23 protein-coding genes and 2 pseudogenes are annotated in these 25,366 nt (G+C 43.0%); 14 read left to right on the forward strand and 11 right to left on the reverse strand.

Going from position 1 to position 25,366, the window contains the following annotated elements; translation table 11 throughout:
- Positions 1–3: 3 nt before the first annotated feature.
- The 13 genes and pseudogenes from HBH39_RS13545 (at position 4) to HBH39_RS13605 (ending at position 14,236) form a co-directional block, all read left to right on the forward strand.
- Positions 4–1,551 carry an ATP-binding response regulator gene (locus HBH39_RS13545; RefSeq protein ID WP_167679134.1) on the forward strand — a complete coding sequence of 516 codons (1,548 nt, stop codon included), beginning with the start codon at positions 4–6 and terminating at the stop codon, positions 1,549–1,551.
- Positions 1,552–1,943: 392 nt separating this feature from the next.
- Positions 1,944–3,080 (forward strand): nickel-dependent hydrogenase small subunit, encoded by a 1,137-nt coding sequence (hyaA, locus tag HBH39_RS13550; RefSeq protein WP_167679136.1) that lies wholly within the window; start codon positions 1,944–1,946, stop codon positions 3,078–3,080.
- A 2-nt stretch (positions 3,081–3,082) separates the two neighbouring features.
- The gene (hyaB, locus tag HBH39_RS13555; RefSeq protein ID WP_167679138.1) at positions 3,083–4,786 is read left to right on the forward strand and encodes a nickel-dependent hydrogenase large subunit; all 1,704 of its coding nucleotides are present in this window, start codon (positions 3,083–3,085) and stop codon (positions 4,784–4,786) included.
- A 31-nt stretch (positions 4,787–4,817) separates the two neighbouring features.
- On the forward strand, positions 4,818–5,483 hold the full coding sequence (cybH, locus tag HBH39_RS13560) for a Ni/Fe-hydrogenase, b-type cytochrome subunit (RefSeq protein WP_167679140.1): 666 nt from the start codon (positions 4,818–4,820) through the stop codon (positions 5,481–5,483).
- A 5-nt stretch (positions 5,484–5,488) separates the two neighbouring features.
- Entirely contained in the window at positions 5,489–6,055 is a 567-nt protein-coding gene (locus HBH39_RS13565) for a HyaD/HybD family hydrogenase maturation endopeptidase (RefSeq protein WP_167679142.1), read from the forward strand.
- On the forward strand, positions 6,033–7,844 hold the full coding sequence (locus HBH39_RS13570) for a NiFe hydrogenase (protein WP_167679144.1): 1,812 nt from the start codon (positions 6,033–6,035) through the stop codon (positions 7,842–7,844). The genes HBH39_RS13565 and HBH39_RS13570 overlap by 23 nt, the downstream gene beginning before the upstream one ends.
- A 97-nt stretch (positions 7,845–7,941) precedes the next feature.
- A pseudogene (locus HBH39_RS13575) lies at positions 7,942–10,257 on the forward strand (hypothetical protein).
- 234 nt (positions 10,258–10,491) lie between these two features.
- Positions 10,492–11,247 carry a hydrogenase nickel incorporation protein HypB gene (gene hypB, locus HBH39_RS13580; protein ID WP_167679146.1) on the forward strand — a complete coding sequence of 252 codons (756 nt, stop codon included), beginning with the start codon at positions 10,492–10,494 and terminating at the stop codon, positions 11,245–11,247.
- 10 nt (positions 11,248–11,257) lie between these two features.
- Positions 11,258–11,494, forward strand: a complete 237-nt coding sequence (locus HBH39_RS13585) for a HypC/HybG/HupF family hydrogenase formation chaperone (protein ID WP_167679148.1) — start codon at positions 11,258–11,260, stop codon at positions 11,492–11,494.
- A 7-nt stretch (positions 11,495–11,501) separates the two neighbouring features.
- Positions 11,502–12,629: a hydrogenase formation protein HypD gene (gene hypD, locus HBH39_RS13590; RefSeq protein ID WP_167679150.1), complete on the forward strand. Its 1,128-nt coding sequence runs from the start codon at positions 11,502–11,504 to the stop codon at positions 12,627–12,629.
- 4 nt (positions 12,630–12,633) lie between these two features.
- Complete coding sequence (hypE, locus tag HBH39_RS13595) at positions 12,634–13,644, forward strand: hydrogenase expression/formation protein HypE (protein WP_167679152.1); 1,011 nt, start codon at positions 12,634–12,636, stop codon at positions 13,642–13,644.
- Entirely contained in the window at positions 13,644–13,991 is a 348-nt protein-coding gene (gene hypA, locus HBH39_RS13600; RefSeq protein WP_167679154.1) for a hydrogenase maturation nickel metallochaperone HypA, read from the forward strand. The genes hypE and hypA overlap by 1 nt, the downstream gene beginning before the upstream one ends.
- Positions 13,992–14,065: 74 nt before the next feature.
- Entirely contained in the window at positions 14,066–14,236 is a 171-nt protein-coding gene (locus HBH39_RS13605) for a hypothetical protein (RefSeq protein ID WP_167679156.1), read from the forward strand.
- A gap of 35 nt (positions 14,237–14,271) precedes the next feature.
- Here the strand turns inward: HBH39_RS13605 and HBH39_RS13610 are convergent, their stop codons facing one another.
- The 8 genes and pseudogenes from HBH39_RS13610 to HBH39_RS13645 all read right to left on the reverse strand — a co-directional run bounded on the left by HBH39_RS13610 (position 14,272) and on the right by HBH39_RS13645 (position 20,935).
- On the reverse strand, positions 14,272–15,060 hold the full coding sequence (locus HBH39_RS13610) for an EcsC family protein (RefSeq protein WP_432280120.1): 789 nt from the start codon (positions 15,058–15,060) through the stop codon (positions 14,272–14,274).
- A 106-nt stretch (positions 15,061–15,166) separates the two neighbouring features.
- Entirely contained in the window at positions 15,167–15,661 is a 495-nt protein-coding gene (locus HBH39_RS13615) for a peptidylprolyl isomerase (RefSeq protein ID WP_167679160.1), read from the reverse strand.
- A gap of 177 nt (positions 15,662–15,838) precedes the next feature.
- Positions 15,839–16,123, reverse strand: a complete 285-nt coding sequence (locus HBH39_RS13620; RefSeq protein ID WP_167679162.1) for a hypothetical protein — start codon at positions 16,121–16,123, stop codon at positions 15,839–15,841.
- 127 nt (positions 16,124–16,250) lie between these two features.
- Positions 16,251–16,727, reverse strand: a complete 477-nt coding sequence (locus HBH39_RS13625) for a MarR family winged helix-turn-helix transcriptional regulator (RefSeq protein WP_167679164.1) — start codon at positions 16,725–16,727, stop codon at positions 16,251–16,253.
- 171 nt (positions 16,728–16,898) lie between these two features.
- A complete protein-coding gene (locus tag HBH39_RS13630) occupies positions 16,899–18,146 on the reverse strand; it encodes a glutamate-5-semialdehyde dehydrogenase (protein ID WP_167679166.1) in 1,248 nt (415 codons plus the stop codon).
- Between the two features lie 2 nt (positions 18,147–18,148).
- Positions 18,149–19,249, reverse strand: a complete 1,101-nt coding sequence (gene proB, locus HBH39_RS13635; protein WP_167679167.1) for a glutamate 5-kinase — start codon at positions 19,247–19,249, stop codon at positions 18,149–18,151.
- Between the two features lie 10 nt (positions 19,250–19,259).
- Positions 19,260–20,755 (reverse strand): annotated as a pseudogene (gene putP / locus HBH39_RS13640) (sodium/proline symporter PutP).
- Between the two features lie 3 nt (positions 20,756–20,758).
- On the reverse strand, positions 20,759–20,935 hold the full coding sequence (locus HBH39_RS13645) for a hypothetical protein (RefSeq protein WP_167679168.1): 177 nt from the start codon (positions 20,933–20,935) through the stop codon (positions 20,759–20,761).
- A 348-nt stretch (positions 20,936–21,283) separates the two neighbouring features.
- On the opposite strand from HBH39_RS13645, the gene HBH39_RS13650 reads away from it, so the two are divergent.
- Positions 21,284–22,573, forward strand: coding sequence for a carbohydrate porin (locus tag HBH39_RS13650; protein WP_167679169.1), 1,290 nt, complete (start codon positions 21,284–21,286; stop codon positions 22,571–22,573).
- Positions 22,574–22,865: 292 nt separating this feature from the next.
- Here the strand turns inward: HBH39_RS13650 and HBH39_RS13655 are convergent, their stop codons facing one another.
- The 3 genes from HBH39_RS13655 to HBH39_RS13665 all read right to left on the reverse strand — a co-directional run bounded on the left by HBH39_RS13655 (position 22,866) and on the right by HBH39_RS13665 (position 24,369).
- Positions 22,866–23,225, reverse strand: a complete 360-nt coding sequence (locus HBH39_RS13655) for a hypothetical protein (RefSeq protein ID WP_167679170.1) — start codon at positions 23,223–23,225, stop codon at positions 22,866–22,868.
- A 37-nt stretch (positions 23,226–23,262) separates the two neighbouring features.
- Positions 23,263–23,766 carry a GNAT family N-acetyltransferase gene (locus tag HBH39_RS13660; RefSeq protein WP_167679171.1) on the reverse strand — a complete coding sequence of 168 codons (504 nt, stop codon included), beginning with the start codon at positions 23,764–23,766 and terminating at the stop codon, positions 23,263–23,265.
- A 111-nt stretch (positions 23,767–23,877) separates the two neighbouring features.
- The gene (locus tag HBH39_RS13665) at positions 23,878–24,369 is read right to left on the reverse strand and encodes a rod shape-determining protein (protein ID WP_244325654.1); all 492 of its coding nucleotides are present in this window, start codon (positions 24,367–24,369) and stop codon (positions 23,878–23,880) included.
- Positions 24,370–25,366 lie beyond the last annotated feature (997 nt).

The following is a 25,366-nucleotide window of genomic DNA, read 5'->3' on the forward strand; positions in this document are numbered from 1 at the left end:
GCTATGCAATTGAACCAGATGACAGTGTTGATTATTGAAGACATGGATGCGCTGCGTCAAATAATGATGGAGCAATTACGTCAACATGGTTTTGGTCGTGTATTACAGGTAGAAAACAGCCGCCGAGCAATAGAAACACTCGAAAATAATGACGTCAATATTGTCCTGTTAGACTGGCTAATGCCCGGTGGTAATGGGCTTGATGTATTGCAAACTATGCGTTCAAGCCCGAGGTGGCATTCAATACCTGTCATTTTAGTCACCGCCAATACTAATAGAGACATGGTTAAGCAAGCCATTAAATACAATGTTTCCAACATTATCGCTAAACCCTTTACTGCTAAAACCCTGCAAACAAGAGTGTTACAAGCCTTAAAGGCTGAGCGCAAAAATCTGTTTGAACAGCTTGCGCCCAAAGAAGTGGATGAAGTGCCCGCCCCCCCAGTGATGGATGAAAAAAACAGCATTTTAATTGTCGATGACATTCCTGATAACTTATCTTATCTAGTGGGTTTATTAAAAGATGATTACCGAATTCGTTTTGCCAAAAACGGCGCAGCAGCGTTAAAAATTTGCCAATCGCCAACCCCACCCGATCTAGTACTACTGGATATCATGATGCCAGATATGGACGGCTACCAAGTGCTCAAAGCCATGCGAGAACATCCACAGTCAGACCAAATCCCTGTGGTGTTTGTGACCGCACTCACTCAACTAGAAAATCAGTTAGCAGGTTTAAGAGGTGGAGCTGTTGATTATATTACCAAGCCGGTTCAGCCTGATATTTTAAAGTTAAGAGTCAAAAACTTATTAGCCACCGTCAATTTACAGCGCGACCTGCAAGCAAACTATGACAACATGTTAGCAATGGCGAAGTTAAAAGACAGCGTTGAAGATATTGTCCATCACGACTTAAAAGGCCCTTTGGTTGCGATAAGCACGATGGCAGAACGGATCGCTCAAGATAAGAGCTACCCGAAAGAGTTACACACCAAAATTAACCTTATTGAAGAAATGGCGCAACAATCCATCAATACGATTAGCCTTTTTTCAGTGTTATATCGAATTGAAACTGGCCGTTTTCAATTAAAAGCCGAGCGATTCTCTATTCATCATGTCATTAAACGGATTTTGAATGTGATGCATGTGACCTTTCGTCACAAACAACTTGTTGCTTACCAACTTCCTGATGAGGATCCTAATCAAGAATTTGATGTGATGGGCGATCCGATTTTAACTTATTCACTGCTATTAAATTTGATCAAAAATGCCTTTGAAGCAGCTAAAATGCGAACCAAAGTTGCAATTCACTGCGAACAAAAAGATGCCATGATCAGCATCAAAATAGAAAACTCTGGCGTTATTCCCGAAGAAATACGCGATACATTTTGGGATAAATATGTGTCGTCCGGTAAACCCAATGGCTCAGGCTTAGGAACATATTCCGCCAAAATGCTTACACAAGCCCAAGGAGGTAATGTTCGTTTCTCCGTTGATGACTTACAAAATCTCACCACCATTTTTGTTTCATTACCGATAGCTAATCCGTAATATCGCAGAGAAAATAACCGCAAAACCACAACTAGTCAGTCATGGCACTTTGCTCAAATAGTTTGAGCCAAGTGCCTCTCAGCAATAAGTGTCGACGTAACGCAAATAACCTGACATACATCACAATAAATTAGTGTGTTAGCTAATCTCTTATCCGTAGCTCAGGTTAAATAATCTGACATACATCACAAAATTTTTTTACAAAGGACAAAATGTCCAATTGACTCGACAAAACTCGATCTACATCACAATTAACAACTACCAAATAAAGCAATAACACACCATCGTATAAACAATTGATTTGCATCAAATCGAAGCAAGCTAAGTCTACTTAATATTGTATCCAATGGATAAAAATTAACCCATAGTGTCAATGATTAGAAGGTTAGCTTATGGATACCCATGCAGCGCTCTTTGAGCAAGGCAAAAAGCGTCTTGAATACTTACGCCAATTTGCCCCAAGACAGCAGATCACTTTAGAACAAAAAATGGCTGAAAATGGAATTAGTCGCCGAGATTTCATTAAATGGAGCGCTGCGGTCACCGCCATGCTGGCACTGCCTCTCCCCTTTAGTAACTTGGTTGCACAAGCCGCTGAGCTGGCCGACAGAGTGCCGTTAATTTGGCTACATATGGCCGAATGCACAGGCTGCTCAGAATCACTTATCCGTACCGACACCCCTAATCTAGACAGCCTCATTTTTGACCATATCTCTCTTGAATATCACGAAACATTAATGGCTGCAGCAGGCTGGCAAGCAGAAGAAAACCTTGAACATGCTTTAGAAGCCTACCAAGGTCGCTACCTACTTGCTGTAGAAGGTGCGGTGCCCACCGCCAACAATGGCGCTTATCTCACCGTGGGCTGTAAAGGTCACACAGGTTTGCATATTGTTAAACAAGCGGCCCAAGGTGCTGCTGCCATTATCTCGGTAGGAACTTGTGCAGCATTTGGTGGAATTCAAGCCGCTTCACCTAACCCGACAGGGGCTAAAGGCGTCCATGAAGTTGTTGATAAACCAGTAATCAACTTGGGAGGATGCCCACCGAGTGAGAAGAACATTGTTGGCACACTGATGTACTTCATCATGTTTGGCAAATTACCAGCTTTAGACATGTTTAACCGCCCTAAATGGGCCTATGGCGCTCGGGTACATGATAACTGTGAACGTCGTGGTCGTTTTGATGCTGGTGAATTTGTTGAAACCTTTGGCGATCATGGTGCTAAAGAAGGCTACTGCCTCTACAAAGTTGGCTGTAAAGGCCCTTACACCTATAACAACTGCCCAACTGAACGCTTCAACCATCATACCAGCTGGCCTGTATTAGCTGGACACGGTTGTATGGGCTGTTCTGAACCGAATTTTTGGGATGACATGGCCGACTTTGAACGGCCACTTGGACGACAATTATTACATGGCATAGATGCAACCGCTGACACCGTTGGAGCAGTCATTTTAGGTGCCACAGTTGTTGGGATTGGCGCACACGCCGTTGCCAGTTTATTTGCTAAGCCATTGGAGGAATAATCATGAGTAAACGAGTCGTTATTGATCCCATCACTCGTATTGAAGGTCACTTACGTGTTGAAGTGGAAGTCGACGAAAATAACAAAATCACCAAGGCTTGGTCATCATCTACCTTATGGCGCGGTATTGAAGTTATCTTAAAAGGCCGAACCCCAATGGATGTTGGGCTTATTGTGCAACGTATTTGTGGGGTATGTACTTATTCGCATTATCGCTGTGGTACCGAGGCCGTTGAAAATGCTCTTGGAGTTAAAATCCCACTGAATGCCAAATATTTACGTAGCTTGATGCAATCATCACTTTATATGCATGATCACATAGTGCATTTTTATCACTTACACGGTTTAGACTGGGTTGATGTGGTGTCGGCATTAAGTGCCGATCCTGCGGTTGCGGCACAAGTTGCCTTACAATACACAGACAAACCGATCGCCGCCGGTGAAGGCGAGTTACGCGCGGTACAAGAGCGTGTTAAAGGGTTTGTTGAAACCGGTAAATTAGGTCCTTTTGCTAACGCTTATTGGGGTAATGGCACCTATAAGTTTACCCCTGAACAAAACCTTATTGCCCTATCTCACTACTTAAAAGCACTTGAAGTACAACGTGTTGCGGCGGAAATGCTCGCCATCTTTGGCGGTAAATCACCGCATCCACAATCAATTGTTGTGGGTGGTGTAACCTCAGTGCGCGACATGTTAAGCCCAGCGCGTCTACAAGAATGGAAGCAAAAACACGCTATTGTTCAAGACTTTATTGAACGCGCCTATCAAGCCGACATCGTTATGGCAGCCGAAGCCTTTGGCAATGAACCGAGTGTATTAGGCGGGGTTAATGTGAGTAACTTCTTATGCACTAACGATTTTATCATGGCTGATGGTGAATACCTGTTTGAGCAAGGTGTCATTATGAACGGTGATTTAGCAGGCGTTAGCGATATTGACCCAAGCAAAATCAAAGAAGATGTTACCCACGCTTGGTACAAAGCAGAAGGTGCTCAACATCCCTACGATGGAACCACGGTCCCTGATTACACCGGCTTTGTTGAACGCGATACGGTTTATGGCAAATTACCCACCCTTGATGGAGACGGCAAATACTCTTGGGTCAAATCACCTCGTTACCAAGATGAACCGGTTGAAGTTGGGCCGCTGTCTTGCTTATTAGTCAACTATGCCCGTGGTAACTCAATCGTTGTGGATGCGGTAAATGGCTTATTAGCCCGTACCGGCTTGCCAATTGGTGCCTTATTTACCACTTTAGGCCGAACCGCAGCGCGTATGTTGCAAACCGTATTGGTGGGTCAAGCTAGTTTACGCACGTTTGATGCGCTGTTAACTAACATGCAATCCGATGAAACCACTTATGTCACGCCTGATATAGACCCAAACAAAGAATACGTTGGCCACGCCATGAACGAGGCGCCTCGCGGTATGCTAAGTCACTGGATCAGAATTAAAAATGCCAAAGTTGAAAACTATCAAGCCGTAGTGCCAACCACTTGGAATGCCGGTCCTGTCGATGCCAATGGTAAAATGGGCCCCTATGAAGCTTCCTTGATTGGCTTGCAACTCGAAGATCCAACTAAACCACTTGAAGTTATTCGAATTATCCACTCGTTTGACCCATGTATGGCATGTTCGGTACACGTGATGGATTACAAAAAACAAACCTTAGGTCAGTTCAAAATTGACCCCAACGGTTTTTAATTTGGCTGGATGACTTAAATAAGGAGGGTTTATGGCACACACAGCAACCCACACACGACATTTGATATTTACCCCAGCCATTCGGATTTTCCATTGGTTACGGGCACTGGCGATTTTAGTGCTTGTGGTAACAGGGTTTTATATCTCATGGCCGTTTTTGGTAGCGCCTGAATCAACCGATGTATTGGTTCAAGGTTGGATCCGTTTTGCACATATTGTGTTTGGTTTTGTTCTCACAGCCGTTACCTTAGTCCGTTTTTATTTGTTTTTCTTTAGTCGCAATAATATTGAAAGACGATCATTTAAAGACGTCATGAGCGTTAACAGTTGGATAGTACAATTAAAGTCTTATCTTTGGATGGGACATTTAAATAAAGCAGGAGTTTATGGGCCACTGCAGTTTGTGACTTACGTCGCAATCTCATTGATGGCTTTGTTTATTTGCATTACAGGCTTAGTACTTTATGCCAATGTTTATCACTTAGGCTTAGGCGGCATGCTGTGGGAAAGCGCGGCATGGATAACAGCTCAAATGGGCGGTTTAGCCAAGGTGAGAATTTGGCATCACTACCTAACGTGGACATTTATTGTGTTTGTGGTTATTCATGTTTACATGGCGGTTTGGTCAGGTATTCGCTTCAAACAAAACTCAGTAGACTCCATTGTATCTGGATATGATTACCACAAGGAACATTAACCTGAGTGAGTAAAATATTACTATTAGGTATTGGTAATGTTTTGTACGCCGATGAAGGTATCGGCGTACATTTTACCAATTATATCAAAGACAAATATACCTTCACTCACCCTAGCCATCAGTTAGACATCATGGATGGCGGCACCCTTGCGCAAGGGCTCATTCCAATTATTTGCCAGTATGATCAGTTGATTGTGGTTGATACCGTTAACAGCGCCCAAGCCAAAGCCGGTGAGGTGTTCTTTTTTGATTTTGACCATGCACCCGCTGAGATTGACTGGCAAGGCAGCGCACATGAAGTAGAAATGCTGCAAACCCTCACCATGATGGATATGGTTGGCGACCGCCCGCAAACCCAGGTATTAGGTGTTATTCCCACCGTTATCGTCCCTATGACACTCGGCTTAACTGACGCCCTTTATGCCGCAGTGCCAACCATGGAAAAAACCTTGATAAATTATCTATCCGCATTAGGTTTTAGCCTGTCACAAGACGATGCTGTCAGCATTGATTTAGTGATTCCCGATGCTTATAAACGAGGTCACGAAGATGAACCACTGCATCCAATTTGAATTCATATGTAGTCAACCTGTGGCGCTTTATGGTCATTTATGCCACCAATATGTGGACCGAAAGGCCATTGACATTCGCGCTGCGCAGTTTACTGATGAACAACATAATACCCATTACCTACTAGAAGCCTTCGCTGAGCAAGCCCAATTAGAACAACTAGCAGAAGAGATTGCTGAAGACTTTTTATTATCGGTTTGGCTGATAGATACTCGCATTCAGCGAGTTGAGCACAAACAATATCCACAGTCATCTTTGAGTCTTACCAAGCCAACGCCCTATGCTCCACTGCCTTATTGTCAACACTGCCAACCCTTATTTGGCGATAACCAAAGCCAGCAGTTTGCCAATATCAATTTAGCTTGCTCGCACTGCCATGGCGAGACTAAGTTATCAGTGGCGCAGAAGTCATTAAGCGAACAAGACATTTTTGCCTTCGCAGATTTACTGCTTAATAACAGTACCTTACATTTACCCGATGACAATATGACATTGTCACTGGCCTTGCCATTAAGTGCCAAAGACCGACCCAGTATTATTGTCTGTAACCCGAATGATCTAAATGGCTACTTTCATTTAAGCGATCATCAAGTACTGGCCTTATCTAGCATTGAAAAACCCTGCATCACTTTAATGACCAATGACACAGGTAAAGCCCATTTTAAAACGGCATTGGTTGATGTGCAGTTTGCCAGTAATCGTTTATTAGTTATTTTGACCGAAAAACTGCGCCAACGAGGCATTAACTGGCTGTATTCACATTCAAATCCACCCGGTGAACACCATGGAAACCCGCCACTGAAGCTAGCACGATTAGCGGAGCAATGGATAGCAAAGCAACAAGTAAAAGCGGGCCAGTGTGAGGTATTATTTAATCCATTACATGATGAAGCCATCTCACAAATCGCCAATATTAACTACTGTGCCACTAGCATAGATAAACAGGTTAGCTGGAGCGCAATTCACACCGAACACAAGCAAGTATTACCTGAGTCACACGCCGCCCAATGTGCTTTATTGGCAGGGCTACAAACCATGTCACCGCCTAACCCATGCAAAAAAGCTAAACACGCAGCGATATTATTTTTTAGCTATTATCAAGCCAGTCAAATTTTAGCCTTAGACAAAGAAGGTAACGCCGAGCTATTTTTTGAAATGGCCAATATTCCTAACTCGGGTTATGAAATTTGCCACCAGCTCAGCCAGAGTCGTGAAAGCGGTTTACTGGATAAATTTAAACAAATGTATCCCGACAGCTACAACGCCTTATTAGATATCGAGCTAACTTCTCACACTAAATCACTGACCAGTTTAATGGCCGTGGCCGCAGCCATCATCGGCTGTCGGGTGTATCACGATGCGCCTGAATCTATCACACAACAATTAGCTGATAGCTTTATTGCCGACGCCATGGGATTTAATGGGGCCAATGCCCCCCGTATTGATTTCCCGCTGACTAAAGGCGAAGCCTATCGCAGCCTGAATTGGTGCAAAACCTTAGGCACCCTGATGAGCTTTCGCATTGCCGGTGAAACCGATACCAGCAAGCTTGCCTTTGCCTTTCATGACTCTTTGGCCGACTACCTCAGCAATTGGATTGAGCACCTAGACAAAAATATCGGCATCAAGCACTTAGTGTTAGCGGGCAGTGAGTTTGACAACCCAGTGTTAGCCAAGCGTATCCAAATGCGAGTCGGCAAAAATACCCCTTTAGTGATCAACAAGCAATTAGACTTAGAAGGCGCTAACTTGGCGGTTGGTGGGATATTCCTTCGTCAACGACGCCGCTAGACTTAGTGATGCCCAAGGCAAATAAGGAACCCTATATGGCATTTGAACAGGTCAACATATTTGTGAATGGTATTGTTCAAGGTGTGGGCTTTCGGCCATTTGTGTATCGGCTTGCCCATGAATTGTCACTCACCGGCAGTGTGCTTAATGATCACCGTGGTGTCAGCATTGTGCTGCAAGGCGAGCCCACCAACATCAATCATTTTTTACACCAATTAGAGCACTCGCCACCACCACTTGCGCGTATTGATGCCATTAAAACTGACTACCATATTGTTGAACAACCTATTAGGACGTTTTCAATTATTGAAAGCGACAAAGGCAACGAGCACGCCATTGTTGCCCTATCGGCAGATAAAAGTACTTGCCAAGATTGCCTAGCAGAAATGCACGATCCGACTAATCGTCATTATCAATATCCTTTTACAAACTGCACCAATTGCGGGCCCCGCTACAGCATTATTAACGCCTTACCTTACGACCGCCACAACACTTCAATGGCAGGCTTTGATATGTGTGACCAATGCGCAGCGGCATACACCAACCCTATGGATAGACGCTACCATGCCCAGCCTGTCAGTTGCCCAAATTGCGGCCCCAAATTGAGCTTACAATTAGTCGAACATCAGCTTGAACCATTTACATTCAGCGTTCACGAGTCGGAGCAGCAAAGCAATCAACAGGTCATCAAGCAAACGGCTACACTGTTAGCCCAAGGCAAAATTATTGCGATAAAAGGTTTAGGTGGCTTTCACCTCATTTGCGATGCGACCAATAGCAACGCCGTCAATTTACTCAGACAACGCAAACAACGCCCCGCCAAACCTTTAGCCGTTATGGTGAATAACCTTGTACAAGCACAAACGCTGGTACAAGGCACACAAGCGGAATGGGATGTGTTATCTAGCGCAGAAAAGCCGATCACGGTGATGCAAAAAAAATCAGCCGTCAGCGAATTATTAAGTGATGCTGTTGCCCCACAAATAGATAGATTAGGCCTATTTTTACCTTATACCCCCTTACATGTTTTATTAATGGCCGCATTTAATCGCCCCATTGTGGCCACTAGCGCTAACCGAAGTGGCGAGCCAATTATTTGTGATGGTAAGCAACTACTTGATAATTTAGGCCATGTAATTGATGCCATGGTTGACCATGACCGCCCCATTATTAACGCCTGTGATGACAGTGTGGTACAAGTGATCAATGGCCAACTGCAAGTGATCCGCCTTGCCAGAGGCTATGCCCCGCTCACCTTACCAACGGGAAACATCAAACTGCAAAATAACACTGTACTTGCCGTTGGCGGCCAGCAAAAAAATGCCATTGCGTTTGGGTTTGATCGCAACTTAATTCTCTCGCCTCACATTGGCAACTTATACAGCCTTGAAGCACAAATGTACTTTGAGCGTAGCCTAGCGACCTTTAAACGTTTATACGATTTCACCCCTCCACAGTGATCAGCGACAAACACCCTGATTACGCACCAAGCCGCTGGGCACAGCAATATTGCCAACAGCATAAAACCGTAAAGCAGCAACAAGTACAGCACCATTACAGCCATATTCTTGCCACTATGGCCGCCAATCAATACCAGCAAACCGTATTGGGGTTTAGTTATGATGGCACAGGCTTAGGTGATGATGGCTCGCTTTGGGGCAGCGAAGTCATGCTAGCGGATACTCAAGGTTATCGAACCCTCGCTCACTTTACGCCGTTTAAACTGATTGGTGGCGAACAAGCTATTAAGCAACCTGTGCGTATTTTATTAGCCTTACTATTTGCGCATTTTAGCCTTGCTGATATTCGTCGCTTACCGATTCATGCCATTAATCAACTCAGTGACACACAACTGACTAACCTGCATATTTTATGGAAAAATACCAATCATGGGGTGTATTGCCGCTCAGTCGGTCGCTTATTTGACGCCCTTGCCGTAGCGTTAAATCTAATACAAACGAATCAATTTGAAGGCCAAGCAGGCATGTTGGTCGAAGCTCAAGCGGCTTTGAACCAGCACGCCTTAATTGCCTCAAGTTTTCAAAACAAGCTGACTATTAAGCCGATTATCGACAACAGCACAGGCATTACCCAGTGGGATAGCCAAGATTTGTTCAAGCAGATTATTGATACGATTCAAACAGGCGAAAATCAGCCACAATTACAACAAGCCTTATGTGATGCGTTTATTCAAGCTATCGCAAATGCCTCGTTATCATTGGCGCAACAGTACCCTCAATATCCCTTGGTATTCAGTGGCGGCGTATTTCAAAATAAATGCTTATTAAGTCTATGTTTAACCCAAGCCAAGCAAAACCATCATCAAGTGCTGCCAAGTCATCAAGTACCAATTAATGATGGTGGCTTAGCATTAGGCCAGCTGTGGTATAGCATTCATCAAAACAGCCTGTAAATGGATAGATCTCATTAATATCACCAAACCCCAAAATTGATCTAAGCAAGGCCAAGCAGTTACCAAAATGACTCACCAAAAGGCGAAGCCCCTCTTTAAATGAGATGTAAATCACACATTAACATTCAAAAATGTCATTCGGCTAAAAAGTCTTTCAAACCTGACATCAATCAAGGTTTGTAAGCGAAATATCACGCATACTTTAACAATAAATCATAGTTATGGAATTTGATTATGTGCCAGGATTGCGGTTGTTCTATCACCCATGACCATCATCATGACTCACTGCATACTAACCCGCAGTTGAATGATAAAAAAACCTTATCGGTTATTCATAAAATATTGGATAAAAACGATATTGAAGCCCAGCACAATCGTGAGCATTTCGAAAAGCATCACGTGTGTGCATTCAACTTAATGAGCAGCCCAGGTAGCGGTAAAACCACCCTATTAGAACACCTTTGTCAGTATACGGATTTACATTATGCGGTAATTGAAGGTGATCTAGAAACCTCTCGCGATGCCGACCGCCTCATCGCCAAAGGCATTAATGCTTATCAAATTCAAACCGGCTCAGCCTGTCATTTAGACGCATTTATGGTTCATGGTGCCTTGCATCATATTGACCTTGCACCACTGGACATTTGCTTTGTTGAAAACGTAGGCAACTTGGTTTGCCCAGCAAGCTACGATGTCGGCACCCATAAAAATATTGTTCTGCTTTCTGTGCCAGAAGGCGATGACAAAATAGAAAAATACCCCGTTATGTTCCGCCGCGCTGATCTGGTGCTTATCACCAAAGCGGATCTCATAGCGCATTTTGACTTCAGCATCGACAGCGCTAAGCAACAGTTAGCCAAGCTCAACCCTCATGCACAAATTATGACCATTTCGGTCAAACAACCTGAGTCGTTATTGCCACTCATTGATTGGCTGGCTACCAAATACGCTGCGCTGAACCAAGAATCTCAAGCCACACACAAGAGATAAGGACAAAACTATGTGTTTATCGGTTCCTTCTCAAGTTGTTGAAGTTCACGATGATGCCAGTGTTACAGTTGACACCCTGGGCGTAAAAAGACGTGTCAGTAGTCACTTGATCACAGACCCATTAGCCATTGGCGATTATGTGTTAATTCACATCGGTTTTGTGATGAACAAGATTGATCAGCAAGACGCCCAAGAAAGCTTGGCACTCTATCAAGAAATCGTCGAAAAAATGTCTGAGCAGGAGTAACTCTCTAATGCTGCTAAAGGATTTATATCAAGGGTTTCGTGATCCTGACACCTTACACCACCTTGCTAAAGCCATTGCACTTGAGGCGAAAAAAGTCACTGGCGATGTCAACATTATGGAAGTGTGTGGTGGCCATACTCATACCATAATGAAGTATGGCTTATTACAGTTACTGCCCGCCAATATTCGTTTTATTCACGGACCCGGTTGTCCGGTTTGCATTATGCCCAAAGAGCGCATTGATCATGCCGCAGCGCTGGCCAGTATGCCCAACGTTATTTTAGTCAGTCTTGGCGATATGATCCGCGTTCCCGGCTCAAATGGCAGTTTGGCAAAGTTTCGCTCTCAAGGCTGCGATATTCGCCCAATATACGACCCGTTAGACACCCTAGTGATCGCCAAAGATAATCCCGACAAAACCGTGGTATTTTTTGCTATTGGCTTTGAAACCTCAACCCCAATGACCGCAGTGTTAGTTGAGCAAGTGATCAAGCAACAACTTGATAATGTTATATTTCATATCAACCATGTGCTTGTGCCCCCTGCCATTGATGCGGTAATGGCCGAACCAAACACCAAAGTAAACGCCTTTATTGGTCCTGCGCATGTTAGCGTGATCAGCGGTGCCAAAATTTACCAAGCCGCAGTCAATAACTACCACACCCCTGTGGTGGTATCGGGTTTTGAGCCTGTTGATGTCATGGAATCGATTCTAAAAATTGTGACTCAAAAAGCCCAAGGCAAAGCCGAACTCGAAGTGCAATACAGTCGCGCCGTTAGCTATGACGGCAATCAAGCAGCGCAGCAGTTAGTGAATAAATACTTTCAAGTCAGTCCTGAGTTTAGGTGGCGCGGTTTAGGTCCCATCGCTCAGTCAGCCTTACAACTTAAACCTGAGTTCAGTCATTTAGATGCAGAAGTGCGCTACCAAGGTCGATTACCCGTTACCTTAATTGATGATCACAGAGCCTGTCAGTGTGGCGATATTCTACGAGGTTTAGCCAACCCCAAAGACTGCAAAGTATTTGGCCGAGGCTGCACACCAGAAACCCCGCTTGGCAGTTGTATGGTGAGCTCTGAAGGCGCCTGCAACGCCTATTATCGTTATGGTGGTTTAAACGAGGAGCAAAGGTAAACCTATGACAAAATCATTAAAAACCGTGCAGCTTAGCCATGGTGGTGGCGGCAAAGAAATGGACCAACTGATTAAGTCAGTGTTTTTTGAAGCCTTTAACAACCCTATTCTTTGCAGTGAAGAAGATGCAGCGAAATTGCATTTGTCGGGTCCTGTCGCCTTTACCACAGACTCGTTCACCGTAGCGCCGCTATTTTTTGCGGGTGGTAATATCGGCAAACTGGCCATTGCAGGCACGGTCAATGATTTAGCCATGATGGCTGCCCAGCCCGAATATTTAAGTTGCAGTTTTATCATTGAAGAAGGCTTTGCCATTGATGACTTAGTTACCATAGTCAACAGCATGGCAGCAGAGCTTCATCAGTCAGGGGCGCGCATCGTGTGTGGCGACACCAAAGTCGTTCCTAAAGGCTGCGCCGATGGGCTGTTCATTAACACCACAGGCATAGGGCGGATTATTTACCCAGATGTGTCAGCAAACAATATTGTTGCCGGTGATGCCATTATTGTGTCCCGCGATATTGGCCGTCATGGAGCCACAATTTTAATGGCGCGCGAAGGCTTAGCGTTAGAGTCTGAACTGACCAGCGACTGCGCCACGCTATGGCCGATAGTCGAGCAACTCATTGCCGCTAACATCCCCATTCACGCCATGCGTGATGCAACTCGCGGAGGTTTATCGGCTGTGCTAAATGAGTGGGCCAAAGCTTCAAATATTGGGATTGATGTCAATGAGTCAGCCATTCCGGTTGCGGATGAAGTAAAAGGCTTATGCGAGCTATTTGGCTTTGAACCCTTTGACCTAGCCAATGAAGGCACCTTTATTATTGCCCTGCCACAGGCAATTGCACAAGGCGCCATTGAAGTGATGCAGCGATACGGCCATTGCCAACAGGCTGCCATTATTGGTCATGCAACATCGGCACACAGTGGCAAAGTGGTATTAACCACACCTTGGGGCAGCCATCGCTACCTTGACTTACCTCAAGGTGAATTACTGCCAAGGATTTGCTAATGCACGAGTATTCAATTGTCAGCGCATTAATCGAGCAGTGCGAAGACCTAGCCAAACAACATCAAGCCAACGCGATTCGCAGGGTTGAGGTAAAAATAGGCATATTAAGTGGCGTTGAGCCCGCACTGTTATCGCAAGCATTTGAAACATTTAAATTAGATGGCATTTGCGCCAATGCCACATTCAACATGCATATTCAGCCCTTGCTGTTGATGTGCAACCAATGTGGTATCGAGTCAGAGCAAACTGCTAGAACGGTGATTTGCCCACACTGCCAAAGCAATGACACCCGCATTATGGATGGCGAAGACATGATGCTAATGCAATTAGAAATGGATACCGAATAAACGACTTTACCGGTTAATTGATGTCAATCACATTGGTATTAGCCAATAGAAAACACAACGTATAAGGAACGAACATGAGAAACACAATCGCGGCGTTAGCACTAGCAAGTACACCAACGTTAGCCTTAGCCCATGAAGGCCATGGGGCAGTCGGGTTATTTCATCACTTAATGGATTTAGCACCCGCCATTGCATTAGTTGCCGTTGTGGCGTTCATTGTGTACAAGCGTGCCAACAAAAGTTAGTTAACCAAAAAGGTTAGCGATTGAGAGGAAAATGGCTAAGGAAGCGCATCATAGGTTTGCCTAACCTGCGCTTCACCGTATTGTCGCTCTAGCTTACGCACAATAAAATGGCCTCTGGCCATATCCTGAAAATGATCAATAAATAACGTATTGATCATTGCTCCACCCGCTGCACCAATTGCGGGGACAGCTTGTGCTGCTATTTTTTGGGTTACTTGCACACCAAAGCGCTCGGCCACAATGGTTACCACTTTCACCATCATAGGGGCGGCTTCTTTACTAAAACCTTTGGTGGCGATATATTGAGCCGACTCTGCGATAGAATTAGCCAGCACGGTACGCACCGCAAAATAGCCCTTTTCAGCTTGGTCGTCGTCAGTTGATTCACCACCAAACGCAAACACTTCTAAACAGGCCATTTTCGTAGAAAGATCGTTAAGCTGCTCGCCCTCACTACGGGCAATATCCGCAATAGAACGCAACATAATGGTGGTAGAAATAGGCAGCTCGATGGCCAATGCACTTAATCCAAAAAATCCGCCAACACCGCCACTTACCGCAACCCCAAGCTTATACCACTTATTCGATGATGGGGTATGCTGCGCATCTTTTAAGGTAAACAGCGCCGCATCAACGGCTTTGGTTAATGCCATTTCTGTCACTTTACCTATGCCGTTACTGATAGATTTAGGCAACAAAGCAAACCCTTGCTCAATGGGCTTGCCGATTAAATCAGTCATTTTGGCTGCAAGACCCGGATTTTCCAGTAATTGTTTAGCTTGAATAAGCTGCTGTGTATCTGCTGCGGATAAGTTCAACGTCACTCCTAAGATAAAGTCGCTATGACCATAGCAAACCTCTTAACGACTAAAATCATGCTTATCTTAACTATGTAAGTCACTATTGCCTTAACAACCTAAATGATGATGCTTAAACAAGGGTGACCTTTTCAATCACAATCGGCGTTTTAGGCACATCTTCATGGCCTGCGACTGTTGTGGTTTTCACTTTTTCAATTTCTTTCACCACGTCAATGCCAGCGGTTACTTTACCAAATACTGCATAACCCCAGCCATTATTGGTGGTGGCTGTGTGGTCTAAAAAGGTATTGTCAGCAGTATTAATAAAAAACTGCGCCGTAGCTGAATGCGGTGCATCGGTACGCGCCATCGCAATGGTACCCAATACATTACTTAAGCCACGGTTGGCCTCATTAGCAATTGGATCATGGGTTGGTTTTTCTTTCATTTTGGCATTAAAACCACCACCTTGGATCATAAATCCTTTAATCACCCGATGAAAAATCGTGTGTTCATAAAAGCCTTCTTGGCAGTATTTTAAAAAGTTTTTTGAGCTAACAGGCGCTTTTTCCATATCCAGTTCAATCTGAATATCACCGAAATTGGTGGTAAATATAACAGTCATAATGCTTCACTTAGTTAAGGTCTGTTGACCATGAGAAAGAAGGTTTGCTTAGTATAGCGAATTGCGGGGTAACTGAGATAACCAACTTTAATAGATAAACAAGACAAGGATGTAAATGCTCAACTTATCAGCCAAAAGATAGCCTGTTAACGCTAAACAGTAAGAAATGCTCGTAGTTTACTGATAAGCGGCAAACACCACCTTTTCATGTTTGTCTAACTCAATAGTGCATTGATTAGTCACGAAATAAAGTTGACTACTCAACACAATAATAGAGCCGCTTTCATTCAATGTGTGTGTATAGTGAGACAAGTCGGCGGTATTGAGTTGCCTAATGACACTTGCTTGCGTTACACCAAATGAAAAATTACTGCAAAGGTAGAAAATTTCATCTTTTGCTATTTTCCAATAAAACGCAGTTATTGCCATAAAAGCAATCATCGTCACAAGAGCAACAGCCATTAAAATTCTCATAGAGCATGTATCGAACAATTAAGTGGATTGCTTGAGATTGATTTGCGGTATTGCATACTTTATAAATCTGCTCACGTGATTTACAACCCTGAAATTTAAATCAACGCCCGGAATATCACGATTCCTCTTGGATCTGCCCCACTAATAACACAGGTGCAGCATCTAACTCTTGCGCATCCATCATGTAAGCAATTTTCTCTACGGCAGACAGCAACTGATTTTGCTCGTACTCATCAAGATTTTGATAACGATTAATAAAATGTTCTTGTAGCGGTTTTGGCGCGCTGCGTAAAATCTCGACACCAGCATCACTCAATGACAAGTGCCACTTACGTTTATCTGATGTGCTGCGAGTACGTAACACAAGATCTCGAGCCTCAAGTCGGTCGATAATGTTCACAACGGTAGGCGAGCTTAAAGCAACGGCTTGAGCTATCTCTTTTGCTAATGGACGTTCAAGTGCCGCGATGGCCTGCATTACCATCAATTGAGGGCCAGTTAACCCAGACTGTTTATTGAGCTGGCGTGAATGTATATCGATAGCTCGAATAACACGGCGCAGCGAAACGAGTAGTTGCTCGTACTTTTCCATAATCACCTCTTACATTATTGGCCGTACCATACCAGAAATATGACTTAAGCTCATGCTTCTCATTTAAAAAAACAAAGCTTAATCTATTTGTCTGTATTAGCGATGACCATAACGGGCTTATGAATAAGCGAGAACGGCCCGCAAGCGAGCCGTATTGTAATATGAGTTCAATTACGCGCGAACCTGACCATCACCATTAACAAGAAACTTTTCAGTAGTTAGCGATTCTAACCCCATAGGTCCATAAGCGTGCAACTTAGAGGTTGCAATGCCAATTTCAGCTCCTAAACCTAATTCACTGCCGTCAGAAAAACGCGATGAAGCATTCACCATAACCACAGATGCATCCACAGTTCGTTGAAAACGAGTGGCGGTTAGTTCATTCGCGGTGCAAATCACTTCAGTGTGATGACTGCCAAAACGTCGAATATGAGTCACCGCTTGATTGACATCTTCAACTTGCTTAATGGCAATTTCTAGCCCTAAATATTCATGGCCAAAATCATCTTCGGCCAATACATTACACTCATCAAAGTAGCTAGCCGATGTTGCACAAGCATTCACTTTGACCTGATGTTCTGCTAATGCGACTGCAACTTTGGGCAAAAATTCAGCAGCCACATCTTGATGCACCAATAACCCTTCTAAGGCATTACAAACACCTGTGCGCTGGGTTTTACCATTGAGTAATAACGACATCGCAGTATCAAGGTCGGCCTCTTTATCAACATAAAGATGGCACACTCCTTTAAAATGCTGAATGACCGGAATTTTGCTGTTATCAGTGACAAAATGAATCAAGTCTTCTCCGCCACGCGGAATAATCACATCAATGTAATCTCGCTGCTGCATGAGTTCTAGCATTAATGCCCGATCAGGTGAAGGCACCACGGTAATTAACGCTGGCGACAATCCATGATGTGTTAATACTGTCTGTAAAATATTGGCGATAACTGTGCTGGTTTGTAGTGCTTCTTTACCACCGCGTAAAATCACTGCGTTACCAGATTTAAAACACAAAGCGCCAGCATCGGCGGTAACATTAGGTCTTGCCTCATAAATCATGCACACCACGCCTAATGGCACTCGCATTTTGCTGATCATCAACCCATTTGGACGCTGGCCCATGTCACGAAGTGTGCCAACAGGATCTGGCAATGCCGCAACCTCTTCAACGCCCTTTGCCATCGCATCAATACGCTCAGGTGTCATTGCTAAACGGTCAAGCATGGCATCACTTAGTTTTAGCTCGTGAGCATTTGCCATATCAATTACATTAGCAGTTTGAATCTCATCGCTATGGGCTCTAATCGCCTTTGCCATGTCGATTAAGATGGTATTTTTTTCCGCGGTGCTAAGCGCGGCAAGTGCATGTGCTGCATCGGCAGCAGCTTTAGATAAATCTTTAATTAAGCTCATAATTATTCCAGTATGGCGATATTTTTTTCGGAAATCAGCGGACCATTTTTTTGCTCAACATCATGAGCAAACTCTTGGTCGACCTGTTTTGCGATAAAATTAAGTAGGCAACTGCTATAGTTTGATTTGGCTTTTGCTAGTTTAGTGCCATCGCCTTTGCGCACTAAAATGGTATCACCTACAGAGAATTTACCCTTGATTGCAATCACATCACCGCTAGTCAGCTGAGAGTTGTGTTGTTCTAAATTACCGTTGAAGTCATTTTCGACTATTAATTCACCTTGAGCCTGCGAGGTATGGGTCATCCAATGTAGATGCTCCTGCATGGGCTGTTCAAATGGGGTGAATAAGGTGCCAGGGTTAAGTCCCTTTAACAGTTGATTGAAGGTATCAGGCTCAAAACCATTAACGATGACAGTTTCAATTCCGTGAGAAATGGCTTTTTCTGCCGCTTCAATTTTTGTTTGCATCCCACCCGTTCCAACATCACTAGTGGCACCACCTGCCATCGCATATATATCTTTGGTGATTTTAGTGACTTGCTTAATTAACTTGGCGTCATCATGAATGTTAGGGTTTTTGGTGTATAACCCACTCACATCTGAGCAAATGATAAGTGCATCAGCATCTGCCGCTGCAGCTACCATTGCCGATAGATTATCGTTATCACCCACTTTAAGTTTGTCAGTCGTTACGGCATCGTTTTCGTTAACGATCGGCAATAAGTCATTATCTAGCAGGCTAAACAGCGTGTCTTTTATGCTGATATACCGCTCACGATCTCTAAGATCACCATGGGTAACCAACAATTGTGCAGTAGGAAAATCAAATAGCTTTTCCCATGTAGCCATCATGCTAGCTTGGCCTGCGGCGGCCATTGCTTTTTTAGTGGTTACATCTGTGGATGTGGCATTTGGAAATAAGTGGCGTCCAGCGGCAACTGAGCCTGAAGAAACCAGTACCACTTGGCATCCTTGGGCACGACAGTTAGCAATAAACTGTGCAATACCCAACAGAAAATGACTGCTACATCCTTTTTTGTGGGGGGCAATTAAGGCACTTCCCACTTTAACGACAATGCGTTTCCAGTGTTTATTTACCATGTTGCAATCCCTATCTTTGTTGAGCCAGCACGCGACCTGCTTTATTAAAGGTATCAACCGTGTCATCGCAGGGAGCACTATCCAGGGCACTGATTACCCATATTGCCGCACTACTTACCAGAAACCCTGGGATCATCTCATAGATGATAGTCGTTAACGCTTTACCGTCAGACAGCACCGGAGCATATATCCAAAATAGTACGGTTGCAGCACCTGAAACAATACCTGCGATAGCAGCTTTATGAGTCAGATTCTTCTTATATAAGCTAAACAATATTAATGGACCAAATGCCGCACCAAAGCCTGCCCATGCATTGCTCACTAGCGACAATATGCTGTTTGAACGATCAAGGGCCAGCATACTGGCAACAATTGCTACCACTGCAACAGCATATCGGCCTATTTTGACCATTTGTTTTTCACTAGCCTCACGCTTTGAAACAACTCGATAAATATCTTCAGTAAGTGAGCTTGAAGACACTAATAACTGTGACGAAATCGTACTCATAATGGCCGCTAATATGGCCGCCAGTAAAAATCCGCTGATCATTGGATGAAATAGTAACTCTGAAAATACAATAAAGATGGTTTCAGGATCCGTCAGCTTCATATCGAATTTATTCGCATAGGCAATCCCCACAAGGCCGGTTGCCAAGGCACCAATAATGGTTACCATCATCCAGGTCATCCCAATATTTTTAGCTATTTTGATGTCAGATACCGATCGAATAGCCATAAAGCGCACTATGATATGTGGCTGACCAAAGTATCCTAAACCCCAGGATAAACTTGAAATCAACCCAAGCCAGGTAATGCTTTGCATTGCATCACCAAAGTGAGGAATTGACTCATATGCAAAGTTCATCATTTTGTCGGCGCTGGTAAACTCTTGAAAAGCGACAACGGGTACCAAAATCAGCGCGACAAACATAATACAGCCTTGCACAAAGTCAGTTAGGCTAACGGCTAAAAAACCACCCAATAAGGTATAAGAAACCACAACTGCCAAGGTAATGACTAACCCTAGCTCATAATTTAAGCCAAAAGCAGATTCAAATAATTTCCCTCCAGCAACTAACCCTGCTGATGTATATAGGGTGAAAAATATCACGATAATAGCTGCTGAAATTATCCGAATATTACCGGTAGGGGTATGAAACCGCTTAGCAAAAAACTCTGGAATAGTGAGTGCATCGTTTGCGACTTCGGTATAAACCCTTAGCTTAGGTGCAACAACCAAATAATTAATCAGAGCCCCCAAAAGCAAACCGATGGCAATGTAAATGGTTTCAAAACCCACTAAATACATGGCACCGGGTAAGCCCATTAACATCCAACCACTCATGTCGGAAGCGCCTGCAGACAAAGCTGTCACTTGAGGGCTCACTTTACGCCCCCCAAAATATAACCTGAAACATCGCTAGTAGACTGTTTAAAAGCAAACAACCCTATGGCTAACATCGCAAGAAAATAGATAGCCAATGAAACATAGCTAAGGTAATGCATAAATTAATGACTCCCTGACGCTTTGCTACTCTTCAGTCCTTTAGGGGTGAGCAAGGCAAAGATGTAGGTACTTAGAATGGCGATTAAACACAGTAGCTGAATACTTTCTTTGGTTTTTAATGTGGTGATATGCCATAGGCGTGAAATGAGATTTTCTTCTGATGCTATGTCTGACGACATTGTTACCCTCCTGAGAGCAATAGATAGTAAATATAAAAAGCCATCTAATAATTAGATATATAATAATTAGATAGCTAATAGTTAGTTCACTAACTATAATAGCATTATTGAACAACTAGTTTCTAGGGCTACAGGGAAGTAGGGATTAACCAAGCAGGTCAGCAATATTCTAAGCACATGTAAAATAACGTTATTTCATGCTTCAATTATTTAACAATTTAAAATCAAGAGATTGACAATAGATGCTTTAGGTAAGCCCACTTGCATTTGTTGTGTTGCAATAACAGCCAAGGAATGTCAATCAGATATGATCGACATTCCTTCAGTTCATAGCCGATAGGAAGAATAATGACTCGTTATAGACTTACCGCTACCTGTATCATGTTAGCTTTATCAGCTAGTGCCAATGCAAGCTCTGTTGAAGAAGAACTACAAGCCTTAAAAGCACGAATTGAACAGTTAGAATCACAACAACAAAAGACAACACAAAAATCGCAAGAAGCTGAACAACGGAATATTGCGGTCGTAAACGAAGTTGAAGAGATTAAAGATGTAGCTGTCGAACAAGCACAAGTCAAAGTTAATTTTGGTGGTGCTGTGCGTGTCAACTACTCCTATGAAGACTTTAATGATGCCAACGCTGACCGCGGTGGCGACTTTGACTTCGACCTATTTAGAATCGATGTATCAGGCAGTTACGGTAACCTGATCTATTCAGCTCAATATCGTTGGTTTGAGTACATGAATGCAGTGCAACATGCTTGGATTGGTTATCACTTTGACGAGCATCAGCAGGGTAAAATCGGCGTTACTCAGGTACCATTTGGTATGCTAACTTACGCATCAAACAACTATTTTTTCAGTTCTAACTTTTACCTTGGTCTTGAAGATGACCATGATATGGGCCTAAATTACACATACAACAGCGATGTTAACCGTTTTGATATCGCCTTTTATAAAAACGATGAACAAGGCGGGATTGACGGATTCGTATCAGATCGAACCGACCGTTATGCCTATGATGTAGTCGGTATTCGTTTAGACGGTGAAGATGCTTATGACGCACCAACCGCTGGTTATGAAGCCGGTGAAGTGAATACCTTTAATTTGCGTTACGCCCATAACTTTACGTTCGATAAACTGAATCTTGAAATAGGTGGCTCAGTACAATCAGGTCAGCTAGAAATCGCCAACGGCGCTGATGGTGACAACTTTGCCGCAGCTATCCATAGTATTTTTGATGTTGAACGTTGGAACGTGAAATTACAAGTAACTGATTACGAGTATAATGTAGACGGCATGGACGTTGATCGTATTGTCGTTGCTGCGTATCACTTTTATGACTCAATCCCTGCAGAAGCGACCACCTATATCGCAAATATTGCCTACAGCTTACCGGTAAATGTGGGACCTATATCTAACTTAACTTTCTATAATGACTATTCTTTGGTCACTGGAAAATCGGCATCACTTAAAGACACCTTTATGAATGTAACGGGTATGGCAGTGTCCGCAGGAGGTTTATACACCTACTTGGATTTTGTTGTTGCGCAGAACCAACCATTCATTGGTGGAACTATGGTCGGTAATGGTAATACCAATAAACGATTCAACATTAACTTTGGTTACTATTTTTAAGAGTTTGCACAGATTTAACAGCCCGTTTAACACTAAGTAAACGGGGCCTAAAATGCCAAACTGCTATTAACAGGTTTAATTGTTAATTAGCTTAAAAGGCTATATGTATTGTCGAACCTGTAACAACATTAAGCGACTCAAACCAACCGCGAATCATGAATTGCTTAACCGTAGTGTAGGTTTGGCTAGTCATGTTATTACCTCCCCCTTACAGACCAACCCACTCAATATCAAAGGCCATAAACATCAACGCTTCAGCTTTTAGTCGCCTATATCTAAGGCTGCTAAAAAATTACTCTTCCAGTAAACAAGTGGCCTGCTTGGAAGTTTCAATATAAATAACCGTACGATGATTAATCTGATTACGGGTAACATAGCCGCACTTACCAATAATCTCAGTGTCGTCAGACAGCAAAAAATGATACGAAATAGTGCCATCATTTTGATTTAAATCGTAATAGATTGCGTTTTTCTCACCAGCCGCTACTTTACCAAAATCTAAACCACTACTTGGCAGTTCAACACGGCTTGAAATAATATCCACATTGGATCGATTTTCCACTGTAATGCTTGGGGTTAGATAACGATATCCACTGATCAAAATCACAATACAAACAATTGACCACCCTAATAGCCGCTTGATCACTTTCACTATAGCTCTCCGATATATAACTCAATGAATGCCGTTTTTATACAAAAGCCTTATGGTATTCAACATTTCCCTTTGGCATTTCACCACTTAAAAGTAATGATTGAAAATACTCTGGCGGAACCCCTTTGAACACTAACTCACTAAGCGCTTTGAAACCGAATCGATTATAATACTCTGGCTCTCCAAGCAGCACACAACCTTTAGCATCTAACTCGCGAATAGCATTTAAGCCTGCAAGTATTAATTGTGATCCAATACCTTGATTTTGATATTCTGGTTTAACAGAAACAGGAGCTAATCCGTACCAATCAATGAATTCATTGTTTATCTGAACTTTGGAAAAAGCTATATGGCCAACCACCTCGCCATTAATTTCGGCAACTAAAGACACTGAAAGTGCATTATTATCACGCAATCTAGTGACTATTTTATGTTCTGTTTGATTGCTATGAGGATGATTTTTGAAAGCTTCAATTGTGATAATTTCAATAGGATTAATATCATCATTACGTTCAGGTCGAATATTTATGTTCTGATTCATACACTAAACCTTCGAAATACAACGCCTCGCTAAGAGGCGTAAAATGCTTGGTTATAATTAGCGAAGAATGAACGCAAACCAAGCGTTTTACGTTCTTTCTTGAGCGACTTGTTAAGTGGCTGATACTCTTGATTTTACTTTATCAAAGTCTTCAACATTAGTGTTAATTTTAGAACCTAAATATATAACTACTTCACGAGCTCCAGCACCAAGTGCTAGCTCTCGTAAAACTCTTTCTTCTATATCAGTTAAACCGCCGTCGGTTTTCTCCAATTGATGAACTATGACTCGAGGCGAAGGTTTGATTTTAGATTTATGCAAAGTGTACATACCATGCTGTAGTATTTTCTCAGCACACATAAAGTCGGCGATAAATGATCGATTGTGTTTAAAAGGGTTAAGCACTCTAATGTTCGAGCCTGAAAGGGATTTGGCTTCCTTTCCAATTGCTTTTATTATTTCGCCTTTTTTAGTGTTTTCGAGTGCTATATAAGGTTCATCTTCATACGACAAATCAGAAGAGAAGGCTTTAATAGAAAGTTTGTTTTCACTTAATTCAAAAAGTAAATCATGCGAGAAAAGGCTTCTTATAAATGTAAACAATACTCTGGGCCTCCGAGCCACTTAACGTTTAAGTATTTATGCGCTGCATTGTTTGCAGGGTATAAATCGCTTGTTGGACTAGGCCGATGCCACATCCATATTTATCGGTACATTTTATGCTATAGGAATTTGCTTTTTTGGGGTAGTTGTTTTTAGTACAACACATTGGCTAATCGTTTGTTCTGATTGCATCTTTCAAGCCTAATTTTGCGAATTAGTTGGGTCAGAATTAGTTGGGCCAAGGTGAACTTTAACAAGGGGCTGATAGGCACTTTTAATGAAAGGCTTTTTCTTCCCTAAATGGCGCGCTCGATGAATATGTTGGAGATTAGCCTACTTTTTCCCTAATATTTGATACTTTATAGTTTTAATTCAATGTTTTAATAAAAGTTATACTGGGTAGGGTAAGTGAGTCCATAACTCCAATCTAATCAATTGCCTGCCGCTGGGATGTTCAGGATGAACGGAATGTCGCGATCAAAGCGTTTCACGCAGTGAAACTTCGCCATGGTGGTCAGTAGTCACGGCCGCACTTACACCTGAAATTTTCGCCTCTTCGATTTGACCATGTTTGTAACCAATAGAAAAACATCAAAATTCAATTTAATTAAATTCTAAGTATCTCTTACGCTTTTAATTTGGGGTTCAAATAAAGCCAAATCGAAGAGATAAAATAACCCTGTGCAGATGCGGCTGAGGGTATCGAAAACAGGACGTTTTCGTTAAGCGGCCATGGATGGCGTACAGCGTCCCGAAGCTGTATCTGTAAAGGGGTTATTGTCAATTCAATTTGAATTAAGTTCATCAAGACTCTTTATTTGAAGAACCCGTGAGCTTGGCATGGATGCCAAGCCAGCTTTCAAAACCTAATGCATACCAAATAAAGCCAAATCGAAGAGATAGAATAACCCTGTGCAGATGCGGCTGAGGGTATCGAAAACAGGACGTTTTCGTTAAGTAGCCATGGATGGCGTACAGCGTCCCGAAGCAGTATCTG

This window comes from Shewanella aestuarii, from assembly GCF_011765625.1.
GTDB classification, from domain to species: Bacteria; Pseudomonadota; Gammaproteobacteria; order Enterobacterales; family Shewanellaceae; genus Shewanella; species Shewanella aestuarii_A.

What these genes read in the sequence shown, in the direction of transcription:
- HBH39_RS13545 (WP_167679134.1), top strand. Translation starts at nt 4, where the DNA reads ATGCAATTGAACCAGATGACAGTGTTGATTATTGAAGACATGGATGCG.
- HBH39_RS13650 (WP_167679169.1), top strand. Translation starts at nt 21,284, where the DNA reads ATGACTCGTTATAGACTTACCGCTACCTGTATCATGTTAGCTTTATCA.
- HBH39_RS13620 (WP_167679162.1), bottom strand. Translation starts at nt 16,123, where the DNA reads ATGGCTGTTGCTCTTGTGACGATGATTGCTTTTATGGCAATAACTGCG.
- HBH39_RS13645 (WP_167679168.1), bottom strand. Translation starts at nt 20,935, where the DNA reads ATGTCGTCAGACATAGCATCAGAAGAAAATCTCATTTCACGCCTATGG.
- cybH (WP_167679140.1), top strand. Translation starts at nt 4,818, where the DNA reads ATGGCACACACAGCAACCCACACACGACATTTGATATTTACCCCAGCC.
- HBH39_RS13605 (WP_167679156.1), top strand. Translation starts at nt 14,066, where the DNA reads ATGAGAAACACAATCGCGGCGTTAGCACTAGCAAGTACACCAACGTTA.
- HBH39_RS13660 (WP_167679171.1), bottom strand. Translation starts at nt 23,766, where the DNA reads ATGAATCAGAACATAAATATTCGACCTGAACGTAATGATGATATTAAT.
- hypB (WP_167679146.1), top strand. Translation starts at nt 10,492, where the DNA reads ATGTGCCAGGATTGCGGTTGTTCTATCACCCATGACCATCATCATGAC.
- hyaB (WP_167679138.1), top strand. Translation starts at nt 3,083, where the DNA reads ATGAGTAAACGAGTCGTTATTGATCCCATCACTCGTATTGAAGGTCAC.
- HBH39_RS13570 (WP_167679144.1), top strand. Translation starts at nt 6,033, where the DNA reads ATGAACCACTGCATCCAATTTGAATTCATATGTAGTCAACCTGTGGCG.
- hypD (WP_167679150.1), top strand. Translation starts at nt 11,502, where the DNA reads ATGCTGCTAAAGGATTTATATCAAGGGTTTCGTGATCCTGACACCTTA.
- hyaA (WP_167679136.1), top strand. Translation starts at nt 1,944, where the DNA reads ATGGATACCCATGCAGCGCTCTTTGAGCAAGGCAAAAAGCGTCTTGAA.
- HBH39_RS13625 (WP_167679164.1), bottom strand. Translation starts at nt 16,727, where the DNA reads ATGGAAAAGTACGAGCAACTACTCGTTTCGCTGCGCCGTGTTATTCGA.
- HBH39_RS13585 (WP_167679148.1), top strand. Translation starts at nt 11,258, where the DNA reads ATGTGTTTATCGGTTCCTTCTCAAGTTGTTGAAGTTCACGATGATGCC.
- HBH39_RS13615 (WP_167679160.1), bottom strand. Translation starts at nt 15,661, where the DNA reads ATGACTGTTATATTTACCACCAATTTCGGTGATATTCAGATTGAACTG.
- HBH39_RS13630 (WP_167679166.1), bottom strand. Translation starts at nt 18,146, where the DNA reads ATGAGCTTAATTAAAGATTTATCTAAAGCTGCTGCCGATGCAGCACAT.
- proB (WP_167679167.1), bottom strand. Translation starts at nt 19,249, where the DNA reads ATGGTAAATAAACACTGGAAACGCATTGTCGTTAAAGTGGGAAGTGCC.
- hypE (WP_167679152.1), top strand. Translation starts at nt 12,634, where the DNA reads ATGACAAAATCATTAAAAACCGTGCAGCTTAGCCATGGTGGTGGCGGC.
- hypA (WP_167679154.1), top strand. Translation starts at nt 13,644, where the DNA reads ATGCACGAGTATTCAATTGTCAGCGCATTAATCGAGCAGTGCGAAGAC.